Annotated in this window: 10 protein-coding genes and 1 pseudogene; 8 read left to right on the forward strand and 3 right to left on the reverse strand. The window is 75.7% G+C overall.

Features of this window, described 5'->3' with window-relative positions; translation table 11 throughout:
- Nucleotides 1-62 precede the first annotated feature (62 nt).
- From ACGF7U_RS21615 to ACGF7U_RS21625, 3 genes are read left to right on the forward strand one after another with little or no spacing between them, the layout of a single operon-like run.
- Nucleotides 63-1,088: a prephenate dehydrogenase gene (locus tag ACGF7U_RS21615; RefSeq protein WP_393109268.1), complete on the forward strand. Its 1,026-nt coding sequence runs from the start codon at nucleotides 63-65 to the stop codon at nucleotides 1,086-1,088.
- A 49-nt stretch (nucleotides 1,089-1,137) separates the two neighbouring features.
- Complete coding sequence (locus ACGF7U_RS21620) at nucleotides 1,138-1,785, forward strand: SIMPL domain-containing protein (RefSeq protein WP_393109270.1); 648 nt, start codon at nucleotides 1,138-1,140, stop codon at nucleotides 1,783-1,785.
- Nucleotides 1,785-2,456 carry a nucleoside/nucleotide kinase family protein gene (locus ACGF7U_RS21625; RefSeq protein ID WP_393109272.1) on the forward strand — a complete coding sequence of 224 codons (672 nt, stop codon included), beginning with the start codon at nucleotides 1,785-1,787 and terminating at the stop codon, nucleotides 2,454-2,456. The genes ACGF7U_RS21620 and ACGF7U_RS21625 overlap by 1 nt, the downstream gene beginning before the upstream one ends.
- A 42-nt stretch (nucleotides 2,457-2,498) precedes the next feature.
- On the opposite strand, the gene ACGF7U_RS21630 is transcribed toward ACGF7U_RS21625, so the two are convergent.
- Entirely contained in the window at nucleotides 2,499-3,056 is a 558-nt protein-coding gene (locus ACGF7U_RS21630) for a sugar O-acetyltransferase (protein ID WP_393109274.1), read from the reverse strand.
- Between the two features lie 161 nt (nucleotides 3,057-3,217).
- On the opposite strand from ACGF7U_RS21630, the gene ACGF7U_RS21635 reads away from it, so the two are divergent.
- Nucleotides 3,218-6,535 (forward strand): S8 family serine peptidase, encoded by a 3,318-nt coding sequence (locus tag ACGF7U_RS21635; RefSeq protein WP_393109276.1) that lies wholly within the window; start codon nucleotides 3,218-3,220, stop codon nucleotides 6,533-6,535.
- Nucleotides 6,536-6,586: 51 nt separating this feature from the next.
- Here ACGF7U_RS21635 and dapD read toward each other — a convergent pair whose 3' ends face one another.
- Nucleotides 6,587-7,543: a 2,3,4,5-tetrahydropyridine-2,6-dicarboxylate N-succinyltransferase gene (gene dapD, locus ACGF7U_RS21640; protein ID WP_393109278.1), complete on the reverse strand. Its 957-nt coding sequence runs from the start codon at nucleotides 7,541-7,543 to the stop codon at nucleotides 6,587-6,589.
- A gap of 126 nt (nucleotides 7,544-7,669) precedes the next feature.
- Between dapD and dapE the strand changes: the two genes are divergently transcribed.
- Nucleotides 7,670-8,743, forward strand: a complete 1,074-nt coding sequence (gene dapE / locus ACGF7U_RS21645) for a succinyl-diaminopimelate desuccinylase (RefSeq protein WP_393109280.1) — start codon at nucleotides 7,670-7,672, stop codon at nucleotides 8,741-8,743.
- Nucleotides 8,744-8,906: 163 nt separating this feature from the next.
- Here dapE and ACGF7U_RS21650 read toward each other — a convergent pair whose 3' ends face one another.
- Entirely contained in the window at nucleotides 8,907-9,071 is a 165-nt protein-coding gene (locus tag ACGF7U_RS21650; protein ID WP_393109282.1) for a hypothetical protein, read from the reverse strand.
- 154 nt (nucleotides 9,072-9,225) lie between these two features.
- Between ACGF7U_RS21650 and ACGF7U_RS21655 the strand changes: the two are divergent.
- The 3 genes and pseudogenes from ACGF7U_RS21655 to ACGF7U_RS21665 form a co-directional block, all read left to right on the forward strand.
- A pseudogene (locus tag ACGF7U_RS21655) lies at nucleotides 9,226-10,065 on the forward strand (TIGR00730 family Rossman fold protein); the annotation flags it as partial.
- Between the two features lie 129 nt (nucleotides 10,066-10,194).
- Nucleotides 10,195-10,740, forward strand: coding sequence for a TIGR00730 family Rossman fold protein (locus tag ACGF7U_RS21660; protein ID WP_393109284.1), 546 nt, complete (start codon nucleotides 10,195-10,197; stop codon nucleotides 10,738-10,740).
- A gap of 105 nt (nucleotides 10,741-10,845) precedes the next feature.
- Entirely contained in the window at nucleotides 10,846-14,388 is a 3,543-nt protein-coding gene (locus ACGF7U_RS21665) for an ATP-dependent helicase (RefSeq protein WP_393109286.1), read from the forward strand.
- Nucleotides 14,389-14,406 lie beyond the last annotated feature (18 nt).

Consider the following 14,406-nt stretch of genomic DNA (forward strand, 5'->3'; position numbering starts at 1 on the left):
CCGACCGGGGCGGGGTGGTCTGGTGTGCCCCGTACCGAAACGGAGACGCCGAGGTGGGCCGATTGGCAGGCAGTACCGGCGGACGGGCGCGCACGGCGGTGGTGGGTACCGGAATGATCGGTGGTTCGGTGCTGCTCCGGCTGCGCGACGCCGGGCTCGACGTCGCCGGCTGGGACCCGGACCCGGCGACCCGACGGTACGCTCACGAGCAGGGGTTCGCCTGCCCGGACACCGTCGAGGAGGCGGTGGCGGACCGGGACTTCGTCTTCCTCTGCGGACCACTGCCCAGCTTGCCCAGGATGCTCAGTCGGGTGGCTGCCGCCACCGACGAGGATTGCGTGCTCACCGACGTGGGTAGCACGAAGGCGGCGCTGGCCGCCTTCGCCGACACGCGGGGCGTCGGGCATCGTTTCGTCCCCGGCCACCCGATGGCCGGAGCCGACCGAGCCGGCGTCACCTCGGCCAGTCCGGCGCTGCTCGACCGCGCGGCTTGGGTACTCTGCCCGGACCCGGCCGGAGTGGCGGCGTTCCGCCGGCTGGCTCCGCTGATCATCGACGTGTTCCGGGCCAGGTTGGTGCCGATGTCGCCGACCCAGCACGACACGGCGGTCGCGCTGTCCTCGCACGTGCCGCACCTGCTGGCCGGCGCGCTCGCCGGGGCGGTGCAGGGGGCACCCCTGCGAGACGCCGTCCTCGCACTGGCCGCCGGCAGCTTCCGTGACGGTAGCCGGGTCGCCGGCACCCCTGCCGAGCGGACCGCCAACATGCTGCTCAGCAACCGGGAGCGCGTGCTCGAGGAGTTGGCCCGGGTCACCGATTTCCTGGACAAGCTGGCGGGGGCGGTCCGGGCGGGGGACGCCGAGGCACTGACCTCGCGGTACCGGGAGGCGGCGGCGGCCCGTGCCGTGCTGTCCGGGCGGAACTTCGTCAGCCGGGAGCGCACGTTCCCCGTCGCCGGGGACGCTGCCGCGGAGGTCGCGTACCTGTGGGATCTCGGGGCGGCCGGCGGCTACCTGAGCGGGTGCCGCGTCGACGCCGGGACCGTCTCGTACACCGCGCACCTTCCGGCGGACGCCGGACCGGCCTGACCGTTGTTTCCCGCGCGCGGGTGGGCCGGCGCGCGGTTAGGGTGAGGGCATGGTGGACGGGCCGGTGGTGGCGGTGCGCGGCGAGGCGTACCGGGAGGTCGCGCCGGAGATCGCGCAGTTCACGGTGACCGCGACGGCGCGCGACCGGGACCGGGAGGTCACCCTGACCCGGCTGGCCGAGCGGGCCGCCGCCGTCCGGGTGCTGCTGGACGGCTACGGCGCCGCGATCGACCGGCGCGAGACCGGCGAGCTGCGGGTCCGGCCGGAGACCAGGCGCTCCGGCGAGCGCGTGATCGCGTACCACGGCAGCGTGGCCACCACCGTGACGGTCAGCGACTTCACCGCGCTGGGCGAGCTGATGCTGCGCCTGGCCGACCAGGACCAGGTCGAGGTGGCCGGGCCGTGGTGGTCGCTGCGGCCGGACAGCCCGGCCCACCGCGAGGCCCGGCACGCCGCGATCGCCGACGCGCTGCTGCGCGCCCGCGAGTACGCGGAGGCGCTCGGTGCCCGGGTGACCGCCCTGATCGAGCTGGCCGACGCGGGCGCGGCGGAACGGCCGATGATGAGCCGCATGGCGTACGGGATGGGCGGCGGCGCCGAGAGCGGGCCGCCCGAGCTGGAGCTCGACCCGCAGCCGCAGACCGTGCAGGCGGCGGTGCACGCGCGGTTCGCGATCAGCGAGCCGGTGCTCGGCTGATGGAGACCGCCCGGGTCGTCGGGGTCGACGAGCTGGTGGCGCGGGCGCGCGCCCTGGCCGACGCCGGCCCGCGGCAACTGCTCGGCATCGCGGGGGCGCCCGGCGCGGGCAAGTCCACGCTGGCGGAGCGGATCGTCGAGGCGGTCGGCCCGGCGGCCCGGCTGGTGCCGATGGACGGCTTCCACCTCGCCCAGGCCGAGCTGCGCCGGTTGGGCCGAGCCGAGCGCAAGGGCGCCATCGACACGTTCGACGCCAACGGCTACGTCTCGATGCTGCGACGCCTGCGCCGGCTGGAGCCGACCGCGGTCTACGCGCCGGCGTTCCGCCGGGACCTGGAGGAGCCGGTGGCCGGGTCGATCGAGGTGCCGCCGTCGGTGCGGCTGGTGGTCACCGAGGGCAACTACCTGCTGGTGACGGCGACGCCCTGGGACGAGGTGCGGCAGTTGCTGCACGAGACGTGGTTCCTGGACCTGGACGCCGAGCTGAGGCTGCGCCGGCTGACCGCCCGGCACCAGGCGTACGGGCGGTCGGCGGAGCAGGCCCGGGCGTGGGCGACGGGCAGCGACGAGACCAACGCCGCCCTGGTGGCCGGCACCGCGCACCGCGCCGATCTGGTCGTCCGGCTGGACGAGCCGCCGCCTGTCGGGGCGGGCCGGTCCACCGGCGGCTGAGCCGGGCCGACCGGACGGCGGCTCACCGGGGCTTGACCGAGGTCAGTCGAGCTGTCGTACGACGCGGGCCGGGTTGCCCAGCGCGACGACGTTGGCCGGCAGGTCCTTCGTCACGACGGCCCCCGCGCCGACGACGGTGTTCTCCCCGATGGTGACGCCGGCGAGCACGATCGCCCCGCCGCCGAGCCAGACGTTGTCGCCGATGGTGATCGGCTTGGCCGCCTCCCACTTGTCGCGGCGCGGTCCGGGCTCGACGGGGTGGGTGGGGGTGAGCAGCTGCACGTTCGGTCCGATCTGGACGTCCGCGCCGATGGTGATCGGGGCGACGTCGAGGAAGACCGCGTTGAAGTTGACGAAGCTGCGCGGCCCGATCCGGATCTGCGAGCCGTAGTCGCAGTGGAATGGTGGCCGGACCCAGGTCCCGTCGCCCACCTCGCCGAGCAGGTCGCGCAGGGCCGCGAGTCGGCCCTCGGGGTCGGCCGCGGAGCTGGTGTTGAAGCGTTCCATCAGCCGTGCCGCCCGGTCCAGGTCGGCGACGATCTCCGGCTCGTTGGCGATGTACGGCTCGCCGGCCAGCATGCGTTCCTTCATGGAGGTCACCAGTCGATCATGCCGAACGGTCGGTCCGTCCGTTGGCTGGTCCGTCATCTTCCGGACATCATTATGCATACCGGGTATGTAAATATGATGACCGTCAATGCACGTCTCTCCCACAGGTAGTAACGCCCGACGAGGAGGATCCGTTGCAGCGAAGAAGAAGAATGGTCGGTCTCGGCCTGGTGCTCGCTCTGGTGCTCGGCACCCCCGGCATGGCGGTCGCCCAGGCACCCACCGGGCCCGACGCCCGTCCGGAGGCGACCGCCGGCCCGGGAGCGGCCCCGCCGGCCCCCACGGCGGACAGGCGCTCCACCACGGTCACCCTGCTCACCGGGGACCGGGTCACCGTCACCGACGCCGGGGCGAGCGTGCGTCCCGCGCCGGGGCGCGAGAAGATCCGTTTCCTGACCCGGCGGGAGCGCGGCCACCTCTCCGTCGTGCCGCAGGACGCCGTGGCGTTGATCCGGGCCGGCCGGGTCGACCGGCGGCTGTTCGACGTCACCGAGCTGATCGCCGCCGGCTACGACGACTCCCGGCGCGACGACCTGCCCGTGCTCATCACCGGCGGGGCCGGCGCCGCCCGGCGCGCGGCCGTGCCGGGCGGGGTGCGGGTCACCCGCGAACTGCCCGCCGTCGGCGGGGTCGCCGCCACGGCGGCCAAGCGGCGGGCCGGCGAGGTCTGGGCGGCGGTCACCGCCGCCGGCACGAGAGTCGGCGCGGCGGGGGGTGTCGACCGGATCTGGCTCGACGGCCGGCGGCGGACCACCCTCGACCGCAGCGTGCCGCAGATCGGCGCGCCGGCGGCGCACCAGGCCGGCCTCACCGGCCGGGGTGTGCGGGTGGCCGTGCTGGACACCGGGGTGGACGCCACGCACCCGGATCTGGCCGGCCGGGTGGCGCAGGCGCGCAACTTCACCGAGGAGGCCGCGCCCGGCGACGTGGTCGGGCACGGCACCCACGTCGCGTCGATCGTCGCTGGCAGCGGCGCCGCCTCCGGCGGTCGGCACCGCGGCGTGGCCCCGGACGCGACGCTGCTGGACGGGAAGGTCTGCGAGACCGCCGGATGCCCCGAGTCGGCGATCCTGGCCGGGATGCAGTGGGCCGCGGTGGAGCAGCGAGCCGACGTGATCAACCTGAGTCTCGGCGGCTTCGACACCCCCGAGGTAGACCCGCTGGAGGAGGCCGTCAACGCGCTCACCGCGCAGACCGGCGCACTCTTCGTGATCAGCGCCGGCAACGACGGCGGGTTCGCGCCCGTCAGCTCGCCCAGCAGCGCCGACGCCGCGCTCTCGGTGGGCGCCGTCGACCGGGACGACAGCCTCGCCGACTTCTCCAGCCGCGGCCCCCGCACGGGTGACGACGCCCTCAAGCCGGACATCACCGCCCCCGGTGTGGGGATCGTCGCGGCGCGCAGCCGGGACGGGGTGATCGGCGAGCCGGCCGGAGACGGGTACGTGGCCCTGTCCGGCACGTCGATGGCCGCGCCGCACGTCACCGGCGCGGTCGCGCTGCTCGCCCAGCAGCACACCGACTGGACCGCCGGGCGGCTCAAGGCCACCCTCATGGCCTCGGCGAAGCCGCACCCCGGGCAGACCGGGTACGAGCAGGGGGCCGGGCGGGTCGACGTGGCCCGCGCGGTCACCCAGGCGGTGACCAGCGACCCGGCCAGTGTCTCCTTCGGCCGGACGCTCTGGCCGCACGGCGACGACACGCCGGTCATCCGCACCGTGACCTGGCGCAACGACGGCCCGGCCCCGATCACCCTCGACCTCGCCGTCGAGGCGACCGGCCCGGACGGCAAGCCGGCCCCGACCGGCGTGTTCACCCTCGGCGCGAGCCGGCTCACCGTGCCGGCCGGCGGCACGGCCAGCACCACCGTCACCGCCGACACCCGCGTCGACGGCCCCGACGGCCACTACACCGGCCGGATCGTCGCCCGCTCCGGCGCCACCGTGGCCATCACCCCGCTGGCCGTGCACCGGGAGGTGGAGAGCTACACGCTGACCGCCCGGCACCTCGACCGTGCCGGCGGGGCGTCGAGCGCGCACAGCACCACGTTGATCTCGCTGGACGGCTTCGCCTCGTACGACCTGTACGACTCCGACGGCACTGTCGAACTGCGGGTGCCCAAGGGGCGCTACGGCCTGTCCAGCGTGGTGTACGACTTCGACGGCGAGGAGTTCCTCGCGGCCAGCCAGATCAGCCAGCCGGAACTGGTGGTGGCCGGGGACACCTCGGTCACCGTCGACGCCCGCCGGGCCGGCCCGGTGCGGATGACCGTGCCGCAGCGCTCGGCCACCCCGGCGCTGGTCACCGTCGGGGCGGACTTCGTCACCGACCAGGGCGGCTACGGCTTCACCCTGCTGTCCGAGAGCTTCGACGGTCTCTACGCGGGCGGCATGGGGCAGCCGGCGCCCGGGGACCGGTTCGTCGCCTCGGTGAGTAGCCAGTGGGCCGACCGGGAGGCGGAGAGCAGCCCCTACCTCTACGCGCTCAGCGAGGCGGTGCCCGGCCGGATGCCGGCCGGCTTCGTCCGGCACTACCGGGCGAAGGACCTGGCCACCGTCACCCACCGGTTCAACGGCGGCAGCCCCGGCCTGGTCACCGAGCGCGTGGTCTTCCCGCACCGGGACCCGGACCTCGGCGGCTGGGCGGTCGTCCTGCCCACCGCGACCCCCGGCCAGCGGGTCGAGCACCACAACACCCGTGGCGTGCGCTGGTCTTCGGAGTTGGACTTCGGGGTCCCGGCGGCGGACGGCTGGACCGACGTGAAGGCGGTGCTGTTCGGCGAGGAGCGGAGCCTGCGGGCCGGGCGGCACTACCGGGAGAGCTGGAACAGCGCGCCGTACGGGCCGTCGTTCCCGGCGGCGGGGATCACCCGGCGGGGCGACCGCATCGGGGTGAACCTGCCGCTGCACAGCGACGCCGAGGGGCACCCCGGCGGCTCGCTCGCCGACACCGCCCGCACCGCCCTCTACCGCAACGGGGTGCTGGTCGGTGAGAACGCGGAGCCGGCGTACGGGGAGTTCGAGGTGCCACCGGGCGCGGCCGACTACCGGGTGGAGGTGCTGTCGAAGCGGAGCTTCACCGACCTCTCCACGGAGGTGGCGGCCACGTGGACGTTCCGGTCCCGGCACGTCGCCGGGGACGACCCGGCCGCGCTGCCGGCGTCGGCGATCCGGTTCACGCCCCGGCTCGACCGGGAGAACGCCGCCCCGGCGGGCCGGAGCTTCGCGATCCCCGTCCGGGTGGAGCGGCAGCCGGGCGCGCCCTCGGCCCGGGTCGCGGCGCTGACCGTCGACGTCTCCTACGACGGCGGAAAGACCTGGCAGCGGGCCCGGGTCCGCTCCGGCGGGGACGGCTGGACGGCCACCGTGCGGCACCCCGCCGGCCCCGGACACGTCTCGCTGCGGGCCACCGCCCGGGACACCGCCGGCAACACGGTCACCCAGCGCGTCATCCAGGCGTACCGCCTGCGGTGAGGCGTACCCCCGTCGGGTCCGCGGCCGACCGCGGACCCGACGGGGCGACCGTCAGTCGTTGGCGTGCAGCGCGGCGTTCAGCTCGATGCCCCGACCGCTGCGCTGCTTCGCCTCCAGCGCGCCGGTGACCGAGTTGCGCCAGAACAGCAGGCCGTCCACCCCGGACAGCTCGCGGGCCTTGACCACCCGGCCGTCCGGCAGCGTGATCTTGGAGGCGGCGGTGATGTAGCAGCCCGCCTCGACCACGCAGTCGTCGCCGAGGGAGACGCCCACACCCGCGTTCGCGCCGATCAGGCTGCGCTCGCCGATGCGGACCTTCTCCGTGCCGCCGCCGGAGAGGGTGCCCATGATCGAGGCGCCGCCGCCGATGTCGGAGCCGTCGCCGACCACCACGCCCTGCACGATCCGCCCCTCGACCATCGAGGTGCCCAGCGTGCCGGCGTTGAAGTTGACGAAGCCCTCGTGCATCACGGTGGTGCCGGCGGCCAGGTGCGCGCCGAGCCGCACCCGGTCGGCGTCGGCGATCCGCACGCCGGAGGGCACCACGTAGTCGGTCATCCGGGGGAACTTGTCCACCCCGTACACGGCCAGGTGGCGGCCGGCGGCCCGCTCGATGACCCGCAGCTCGTCCACCCGCTCCGGCGGGCACGGCCCGGCGGACGTCCAGGCCACGTTCGCCAGCTTGCCGAAGATGCCGTCGAGGTTGAGCTCGTTGGGCCGCACCAGGCGGTGGGAGAGCAGGTGCAGCCGCAGGTACGCGTCCGCGGCGTCCTTGATCGGGTCGTCCAGCGAGCCGATCACGGTGACCACCTGGACGGTACGCAGCCCGGGCAGCGCCCGGTCGCCGACCGCTCCCGGCGGCAGGTCCAGCACGTCCGCCTCGTCCTCGCCGGCGACCAGCGGCAGCTCGCCGAGCCCCAGCTTGCCGGTCGGATACCAGGTGTCGAGCACCTGGTCGTCAGCGGTCACGGTGGCCAGGCCGATGCCCCAGGCGGATTCGGACGTCACTGATTCACCTCTCGTTCGTGGCTGCGGGTCGCGGCCCGCCGCGCGCCCCCGCGCGGCCGCCTCCACGCGGCCGCCCCGGAACGCTCGCTCCTCGCGCTCACCCGATCTGACGGTACCGTGCGAACCATGGAGAACCCGCTGACCCCCGAGGTCCTGGCCGATCCGGTGGCGCTGACCCGTGCGCTGGTCGACATAGAGTCCGTGTCCCTCAACGAGAAGGCGATCGCCGACTGCGTGGAGGAGGTGCTGCGGGGCGTGCCGCACCTGACCACCCACCGGCACGGCAACACGGTGATGGCGCGGACCGACCTGGGCCGGGACCAGCGGGTGGTGCTGGCCGGCCACCTGGACACGGTGCCGCTCAACAACAACTTCCCGTCGACCATGCGCGGCGACCTCATGTACGGCTGCGGTACCTCCGACATGAAGTCCGGGGTGGCGTACGCGCTGCACCTGGCGGTGACCCTGCCGGACCCGCGCTACGACGTGACCTACTTCTTCTACGAGGCCGAGGAGATCGAGTCGAAGTACAACGGTCTCTTCCTGGTCGCCGAGGCGCACCCGGAGTGGCTGGAGGCGGACTTCGCGGTGCTGCTGGAGCCGACGTACGGCATCGTCGAGGCCGGTTGCCAGGGCACCATGCGCTCGATCGTCACCACCACCGGCGTACGCGCCCACTCCGCCCGCTCCTGGCACGGCGTGAACGCGATCCACGCGGCGGGCGAGGTGCTCGATCGGCTGGCCCGCTACGAGGCCCGGCGCGTCACCATCGACGGCTGCGACTACCGGGAGGGGATGAACGCGGTCCGCATCCAGGGCGGCGTGGCCGGCAACGTGGTGCCGGACCGGTGCGAGATCGAGGTCAACTACCGGTTCGCGCCGGACCGCACCCCGGCCGAGGCGGAGGCGCACCTGCGCGAGGTCTTCGCCGGCTTCGAGGTGCGGGTCACCGACTCGGCCGCCGGGGCCCCGCCCGGGCTGGAGGCGGCCCCGGCCCGGGAGTTCCTCGCGGCGGTCGGCGCCGCGCCGATCGGCAAGCTGGGCTGGACGGACGTCGCCCGGTTCGCGGCGATGGGCGTGCCGGCCCTGAACTTCGGCCCCGGCGACCCGAACCTGGCCCACCACCCCGACGAGCACGTCGAGATCAGCAAGATCCGGGACGGCGCCGCCACACTGCACCGCTGGCTCGCCTCCGCCTGACGGCCCGCGGCGGGTCGGGCGCGTGCCCGGCCGACACCCCCGGCGGTGGCGCGCGCCGGCCGTCCCGGTGGTGTCGGTCCGCACGCGCGACCGGGAGGTCCGGCTCGGCCGAGCGGTGCTCGGTGACGTGGACCTCCCGGTCGGCGCCGTGTCGTGGGTGCGGTCAGACGGTGGCGGACGCGTCGGCGGTGGGCCGGGCGTCGGTCGGGCCGCCCTGGTCGGCGGCGGACGGCTCCATCAGGCGGGCGCGGCGGCGCTCGGCCACCACATCGCGGATGCGGCGCTGCATCTGCCGCCGGATCCGGATCATCTCGCTGTTGCTGATCACGCTGGCTCCTCCCCCGAAGGCGCGTGCCGGGGCATACCCGGTATGTGAATAGTAGACGTCCGCGCGAGCGATTTCGTTGCCCAAGATCCGGAACTAATTTCCGGGCTCCTCGCCCCGCACACCCGACGGGTGCCGCTCCACTACGGTTGCTCCCATGGGTCAGAGCAACGGGCGGGAGGCCGGCCGCGAGCCGGGACGGGAACGGCACCGGGGAGCCGTGACGCTGCGGCGGCAGGCGATCACGGGCAGCACGGCCGACCAGCGCCTGCTCGACTCGCGGGGGCGGGGCGACTGGAAGACCAAGGACGCCTGGCGGGCGCTGCGCATCCTCTCCGAGTTCGTCGAGGGTTTCGACACCCTCGCCGACCTGCCGCCGGCGGTCAGCGTCTTCGGCTCCGCCCGCAGCCGGCCGGAGAGCCCGGAGTGCCGGCTGGCCGAGGCGCTCGGCGCGGCCCTGGCGCGGGCCGGCTACGCGGTGATCACCGGTGGCGGGCCCGGCGTGATGGAGGCGGCCAACCGGGGCGCCAGCGAGGCGGGCGGGCTCTCCGTCGGGCTGGGCATCGAGCTCCCCTTCGAGCAGGGCCTCAACGACTGGGTCGACCTGGCCATCGACTTCCGCTACTTCTTCGCCCGCAAGACGATGTTCGTCAAGTACGCGCAGGCATTCGTCGTGCTGCCCGGCGGCTTCGGCACGATGGACGAGCTCTTCGAGGCGCTCACCCTCGTGCAGACCGGCAAGGTCACCCGGTTCCCCGTGGTGCTCATGGGCGCGGACTACTGGCGTGGCCTGCTCGACTGGCTGCGCGACACCATGGCCGCCGACGGCAAGATCGGGTCGGTCGACCTGGAGCTGATCTGCGTGACCGACGAGGTCGACGCGGCCGTCCGGCACATCGTGGAGGCCGAGGCCGCCCTCTCCGCCGAGCAGGAGGCGGTCCGCGAGGAGGCCGTCGCGGTCACCGCCTCCGAGCAGCAGGCCGCCGCCGCGGCCGGGTCGGCGAACGGCGCCCGGTCGGCCGGCCGCACCGACGCGCCCGGCGGTGGTGGGCCGGGCGGCGGTGCCTCCGGCGGGTCCGCCGCCGGGCCGCGCCGGGCGGGCGACGAGGGCCGGGAGCGCTGAGGCATGGCGGCCATCTGCGTGTTCTGCGCCTCCTCCCGCACGCTCGACCGGCGCTGGCTGGACCTGGCGGCCGAGACGGGCGCGGAGATCGCCCGACGCGGGCACACGCTGGTCAGCGGCGGCGGGTGCGTCGGCATGATGGGCGCGCTGGCGGACGGCGCGCGGGCGGCCGGCGGGCGGACGATCGGGGTGATCCCGCAGTCGCTGGTCGACCTGGAGGTCGCCGACCTGGCGTCGGACGAGCTGCTCGTCACCGACTCGATGGCCAGCCGCAAGACCCTCATGATCGACAAGTCGGACGCGTTCCTCACCCTGCCGGGCGGTCTCGGCACGCTCGACGAGCTGTTCGAGGTCTGGACGACCGCGACGCTCGCCCTGCACACCAAGCCGATGGTGCTGGTCGACACCGACGGCTTCTACCGCCCGATGCTCGACTGGCTGGGCGCCCTGGCCGACCAGACCTTCCTCAAGCCTGCCGGGCTGGACCTGCTCACCGTCGCCGACACGGTTTCGGCCGCCCTGGACGTACTGGAACTCGACCTCGCCTGACCTGACCCGCCCCACCCCGCCGCGAGGGCGGGACGGTGGCTCGGTGCCGTCCGTGGGGCGGGGTGGCGGGGTGGAGGTGTCGTACAGGCGTGGTGGGATGAGGAGATGCAGGCGTACCGGCTGGTGCGCCGGCCCGCCGAGGCGGCCCGGGGTAACGGGCGGTCCGGGGGGCCGGCCGAGGTCGAGCGGCGGTCCGGGGGGCCGGCCGGCGATGACGCGCACCGTGGGGCGGCCCGGCTGACCGACCCGCGCCAGGCGGAGGTCGTCGCGCACACCGACGGGCCGATGCTGGTGCTCGGCGGTCCCGGCACGGGCAAGACCAGCACCCTGGTCGAGGCGGTCGCCGCGCGGGTGGCCGAGGGCGTCGACCCGGAGCGGATCCTGGTGCTCACCTTCGGCCGCCGGGGCGCCACCGCGCTGCGCCGGCGGATCGAGGCCCGGGCGGCCGGCGACGGGCGCCGGGTGCTGCGCGAGCCGCTGGTGCGCACCTTCCCGGCGTACGCCTTCGGGCTGCTGCGCCGCGCGGCGGCCGAGCGGGGCGAGCCGTCCCCCCGACTGCTCACCGGCCCGGAGCAGGATCTGATCATCCGCGAGCTGCTCGACGTCGTCGGCGAGGAACCGGGCGACGACCCGGTCGGCTGGCCGGAGGACCTGCGCCCCGCGCTGCGCACCCGGGCCTTCGCGGCGCAGCTGCGCGACCTGCTGATGCGCGCCGCCGAGCGCGGCGTCGGCCCGGTGGAGCTGGCCCGGCTGGGCGAGAAGCTCGGTCGCGCCGACTGGCCGGCCGCCGCGCGCTTCCTCCGGGAGTACGTGGCCGTGCTCGCCCTGCGCGACGTCAGCAACCGCGGCTCCGTCGCGTACGACCCGGCCGAGCTGGTCCGGGCCGCCACCGGGATGCTGCTCGACGACCCCGAGCTGCTCGCGGCCGAGCGCCGCCGGCTGGCGTACGTCTACGTCGACGAGCTGGCCGACACCGATCCCGCCCAGCAGGAGTTGCTCGCGACGGTGGCCGGCGGCGGCAAGCCCCTGGTCGCGTTCGCCGACCCGGATTCGTCCACGTACGCCTTCCGCGGCGCGGACCCGGCGGTGGTGACCACGTTCGCGCACCACTTCCGCACCGCCTCCGGGGCGCCCGCCGCGCAGGTGGTGCTGACCACCTCCTACCGGGCCGGGCCCCGACTGCTCGCGGCGGCCGGCCGGCTGGCCCGGCGGCTGCGCGGCCCGGCCGCGCACCGCAGGGTGCACCCGCTGCCCGACGCGCCGCCCGGCTCGGTGGAGGTGCGCACCTTCCGCTCGGCCACCAGCGAGGCGGCCTGGCTGGCCCACGCGCTGCGTGAGGCGCACCTGCTCGGCGGCGTGCCGTGGTCGGAGATGGCCGTGCTGGTGCGCTCCACCGGGCGGCAGCTGCCCTCGCTGCAACGCGCGCTGCACGCCGCCGGGGTGCCCACCGTGGTGCACGGGGAGGACCTGCCGCTGCACCTGCAACCGGCGGTCGCGCCGCTGCTGCTCCTGCTGCGCTGCGCGCTGGAGCCCGAGCGGCTCGACGAGGAGGCCGCTGTCGCGCTGCTGCACTCGCCGCTCGGCGGCGCCGATCCGCTGGCCGAGCGGCGGCTGCGGCAGGGCCTGCGTGCCCTGGCCCTGGCCGCCGGCGACCGCCGCCCCTCCGGCGAGCTGATCGTCGAGGCGCTGCGAGACCCGGCCGAGCTGGCCGGGATCGAGCGGCGCTGGGCCGAGCCGGCGCAGACGGTGGCCGGTCTGCTGGCCGTCGCCCGGGAGACCGCCGCCCGGCCCGGCGCCACGGCGGAGGACGTGCTCTGGGCGGTGTGGCGGGCCAGCGGGCTGGCCGAGCTGTGGTCCGCGGCGATCGGCCGGGGCCAGACCGTGACCGGCGAGGGGGACGTGGCCCGGCGCCGCCGCGCCGAGGCCGCCGACCGGGACCTCGACGCCGTGATGGTGCTCTTCGACGCGGCGGCCTGGTTCACCGACCGGCTGCCCGGTGCGCGCACCGAGGTGTTCCTCGACCACGTCCTCAACCAGGACCTGCCGGCCGACACCCTCGCCCCGACCGCCGACCGGGGCGAGGCGGTCCGGCTGCTCACCGCGCACGCCGCGAAGGGGCTGGAGTGGGATCTGGTGGCGGTGGCCGGGGTGCAGGAGGGCGTCTGGCCCGACCTGCGGCTGCGCGGCAGCCTGCTCGGCTCCGAGCGGCTGGTCGACGTGCTGGCCGGCCGGGCCGCCGGCGCCGGCACGGTGGCCACCCTGGTCGGGCAGACCTCGGCGCTGCTCGACGAGGAGCGGCGGCTGTTCCACGTGGCCGTCACCCGGGCCCGGCGCCGGCTGCTGGTGAGCGCGGTCGCCTCCGCCGCGGTGGGCGGCGACGACCACGAGGAACAGCCGAGCCGCTTCCTCTACGAGCTGGGCCCGACCGATTCGACCCCGCCGGACGACGACGCGCCGCCGCCCCCGGCCGGCCCGGACGGCGCGGGGCCGACCCCGGCGGGACCGACCCCGGGCGGAGACCCGACGGCGGGCGGGTCGGGCGCCGACCGGCCGAGGTCCGGGGCGGTGGCGGAGCGGCCGGGCGACGGCGGGGTCGCGGCGGCCGAGGAGGAGCCCGACCGGCCGGGGACGTTGCCGGTGAGCCGGCCACCCCGCGCGCTCACCCTGCCGGCGCTGGTGGCGGAGCTGCGTACCGCCGTCAGCGACCCGGCCGCGTCCTACGCCCGGCGGCAGGCGGCGGCGGCCGAGTTGGCCCGCCTCGCCGCCGCCGGGGTGGCCGGCGCGCACCCGGACGACTGGTGGGGCCTGCGGCAGCTCTCCGACGACCGGCCGCTGGTCGAGGAGGGCGAGCCGGTCCGGGTCACCCCGTCCGGCATGGAGAGCGCGCTGCGGTGCAGCCTGCGCTGGCTGCTGGAGCGGCACGGCGGCAGCGCCCCGGCCAGCGCCGCCCAGGGGGTCGGCAACCTGGTGCACGCCGCCGCGATGCTCGCCGAGGACGCCAGCGTCGACCGGGGCGCACTGCTGGACTACGTCGCCGCCCGGTTCGACGCGATCGAGCTGGCCGCCCGCTGGATGGTCGGCCCGGAGCGCGTCCGCGCCGAGGCGATGGTCGACAAGCTGCTGCGCTGGCTCGCGGCCAACCCGCGCCGGCTGCTCGCCATCGAGCACGAGTTCGCGGTCCGCCTGGACGACCCGCACCGGCCGGTCGAGCTGGCCGGCCGGGTGGACCGGCTGGAGGTCGACGCCGACGGCCGGCTGGTCGTGATCGACCTGAAGACCGGCAAGTCCACCGCGGTCACCGCGAACGACCTCGCCGAGCACCCGCAGCTCGGCGCGTACCAGGCGGCGGTGGAGGCGGGGGCGTTCGCCGAGTTCGGCGAGGAGTCCGGCGGGGCGGCGCTGGTGCAGCTCGGCACCGGGGCGAAGGACGCGAAGGAGCAGAGCCAGCCGCCGGCCGGGGAGGGCCCGGAGGCCGGCTGGGCGACCGCGCTGGTGCGGCGCACCGCCGATACGATGGCCGCCGCCACCTTCGCCGCGGTCGCCAACTCCAAGTGCCGGGTCTGCCCGGTGCGGACGAGCTGCCCGGTGTCCGGGCAGGGCCGCCAGGTGGTCGAGCCCCCGACCGTCCGTCCGCCGGAGCACCCGTGAGCGCGAGGAGTGAGCTTG

It is taken from the genome of Micromonospora sp. NPDC047670 (genome assembly GCF_043204915.1).
GTDB lineage: Bacteria > Actinomycetota > Actinomycetes > Mycobacteriales > Micromonosporaceae > Micromonospora.

What these genes read in the sequence shown, in the direction of transcription:
- ACGF7U_RS21620 (WP_393109270.1), top strand. Translation starts at nt 1,138, where the DNA reads ATGGTGGACGGGCCGGTGGTGGCGGTGCGCGGCGAGGCGTACCGGGAG.
- ACGF7U_RS21625 (WP_393109272.1), top strand. Translation starts at nt 1,785, where the DNA reads ATGGAGACCGCCCGGGTCGTCGGGGTCGACGAGCTGGTGGCGCGGGCG.
- ACGF7U_RS21635 (WP_393109276.1), top strand. Translation starts at nt 3,218, where the DNA reads ATGGTCGGTCTCGGCCTGGTGCTCGCTCTGGTGCTCGGCACCCCCGGC.
- dapE (WP_393109280.1), top strand. Translation starts at nt 7,670, where the DNA reads ATGGAGAACCCGCTGACCCCCGAGGTCCTGGCCGATCCGGTGGCGCTG.
- ACGF7U_RS21660 (WP_393109284.1), top strand. Translation starts at nt 10,195, where the DNA reads ATGGCGGCCATCTGCGTGTTCTGCGCCTCCTCCCGCACGCTCGACCGG.
- ACGF7U_RS21665 (WP_393109286.1), top strand. Translation starts at nt 10,846, where the DNA reads ATGCAGGCGTACCGGCTGGTGCGCCGGCCCGCCGAGGCGGCCCGGGGT.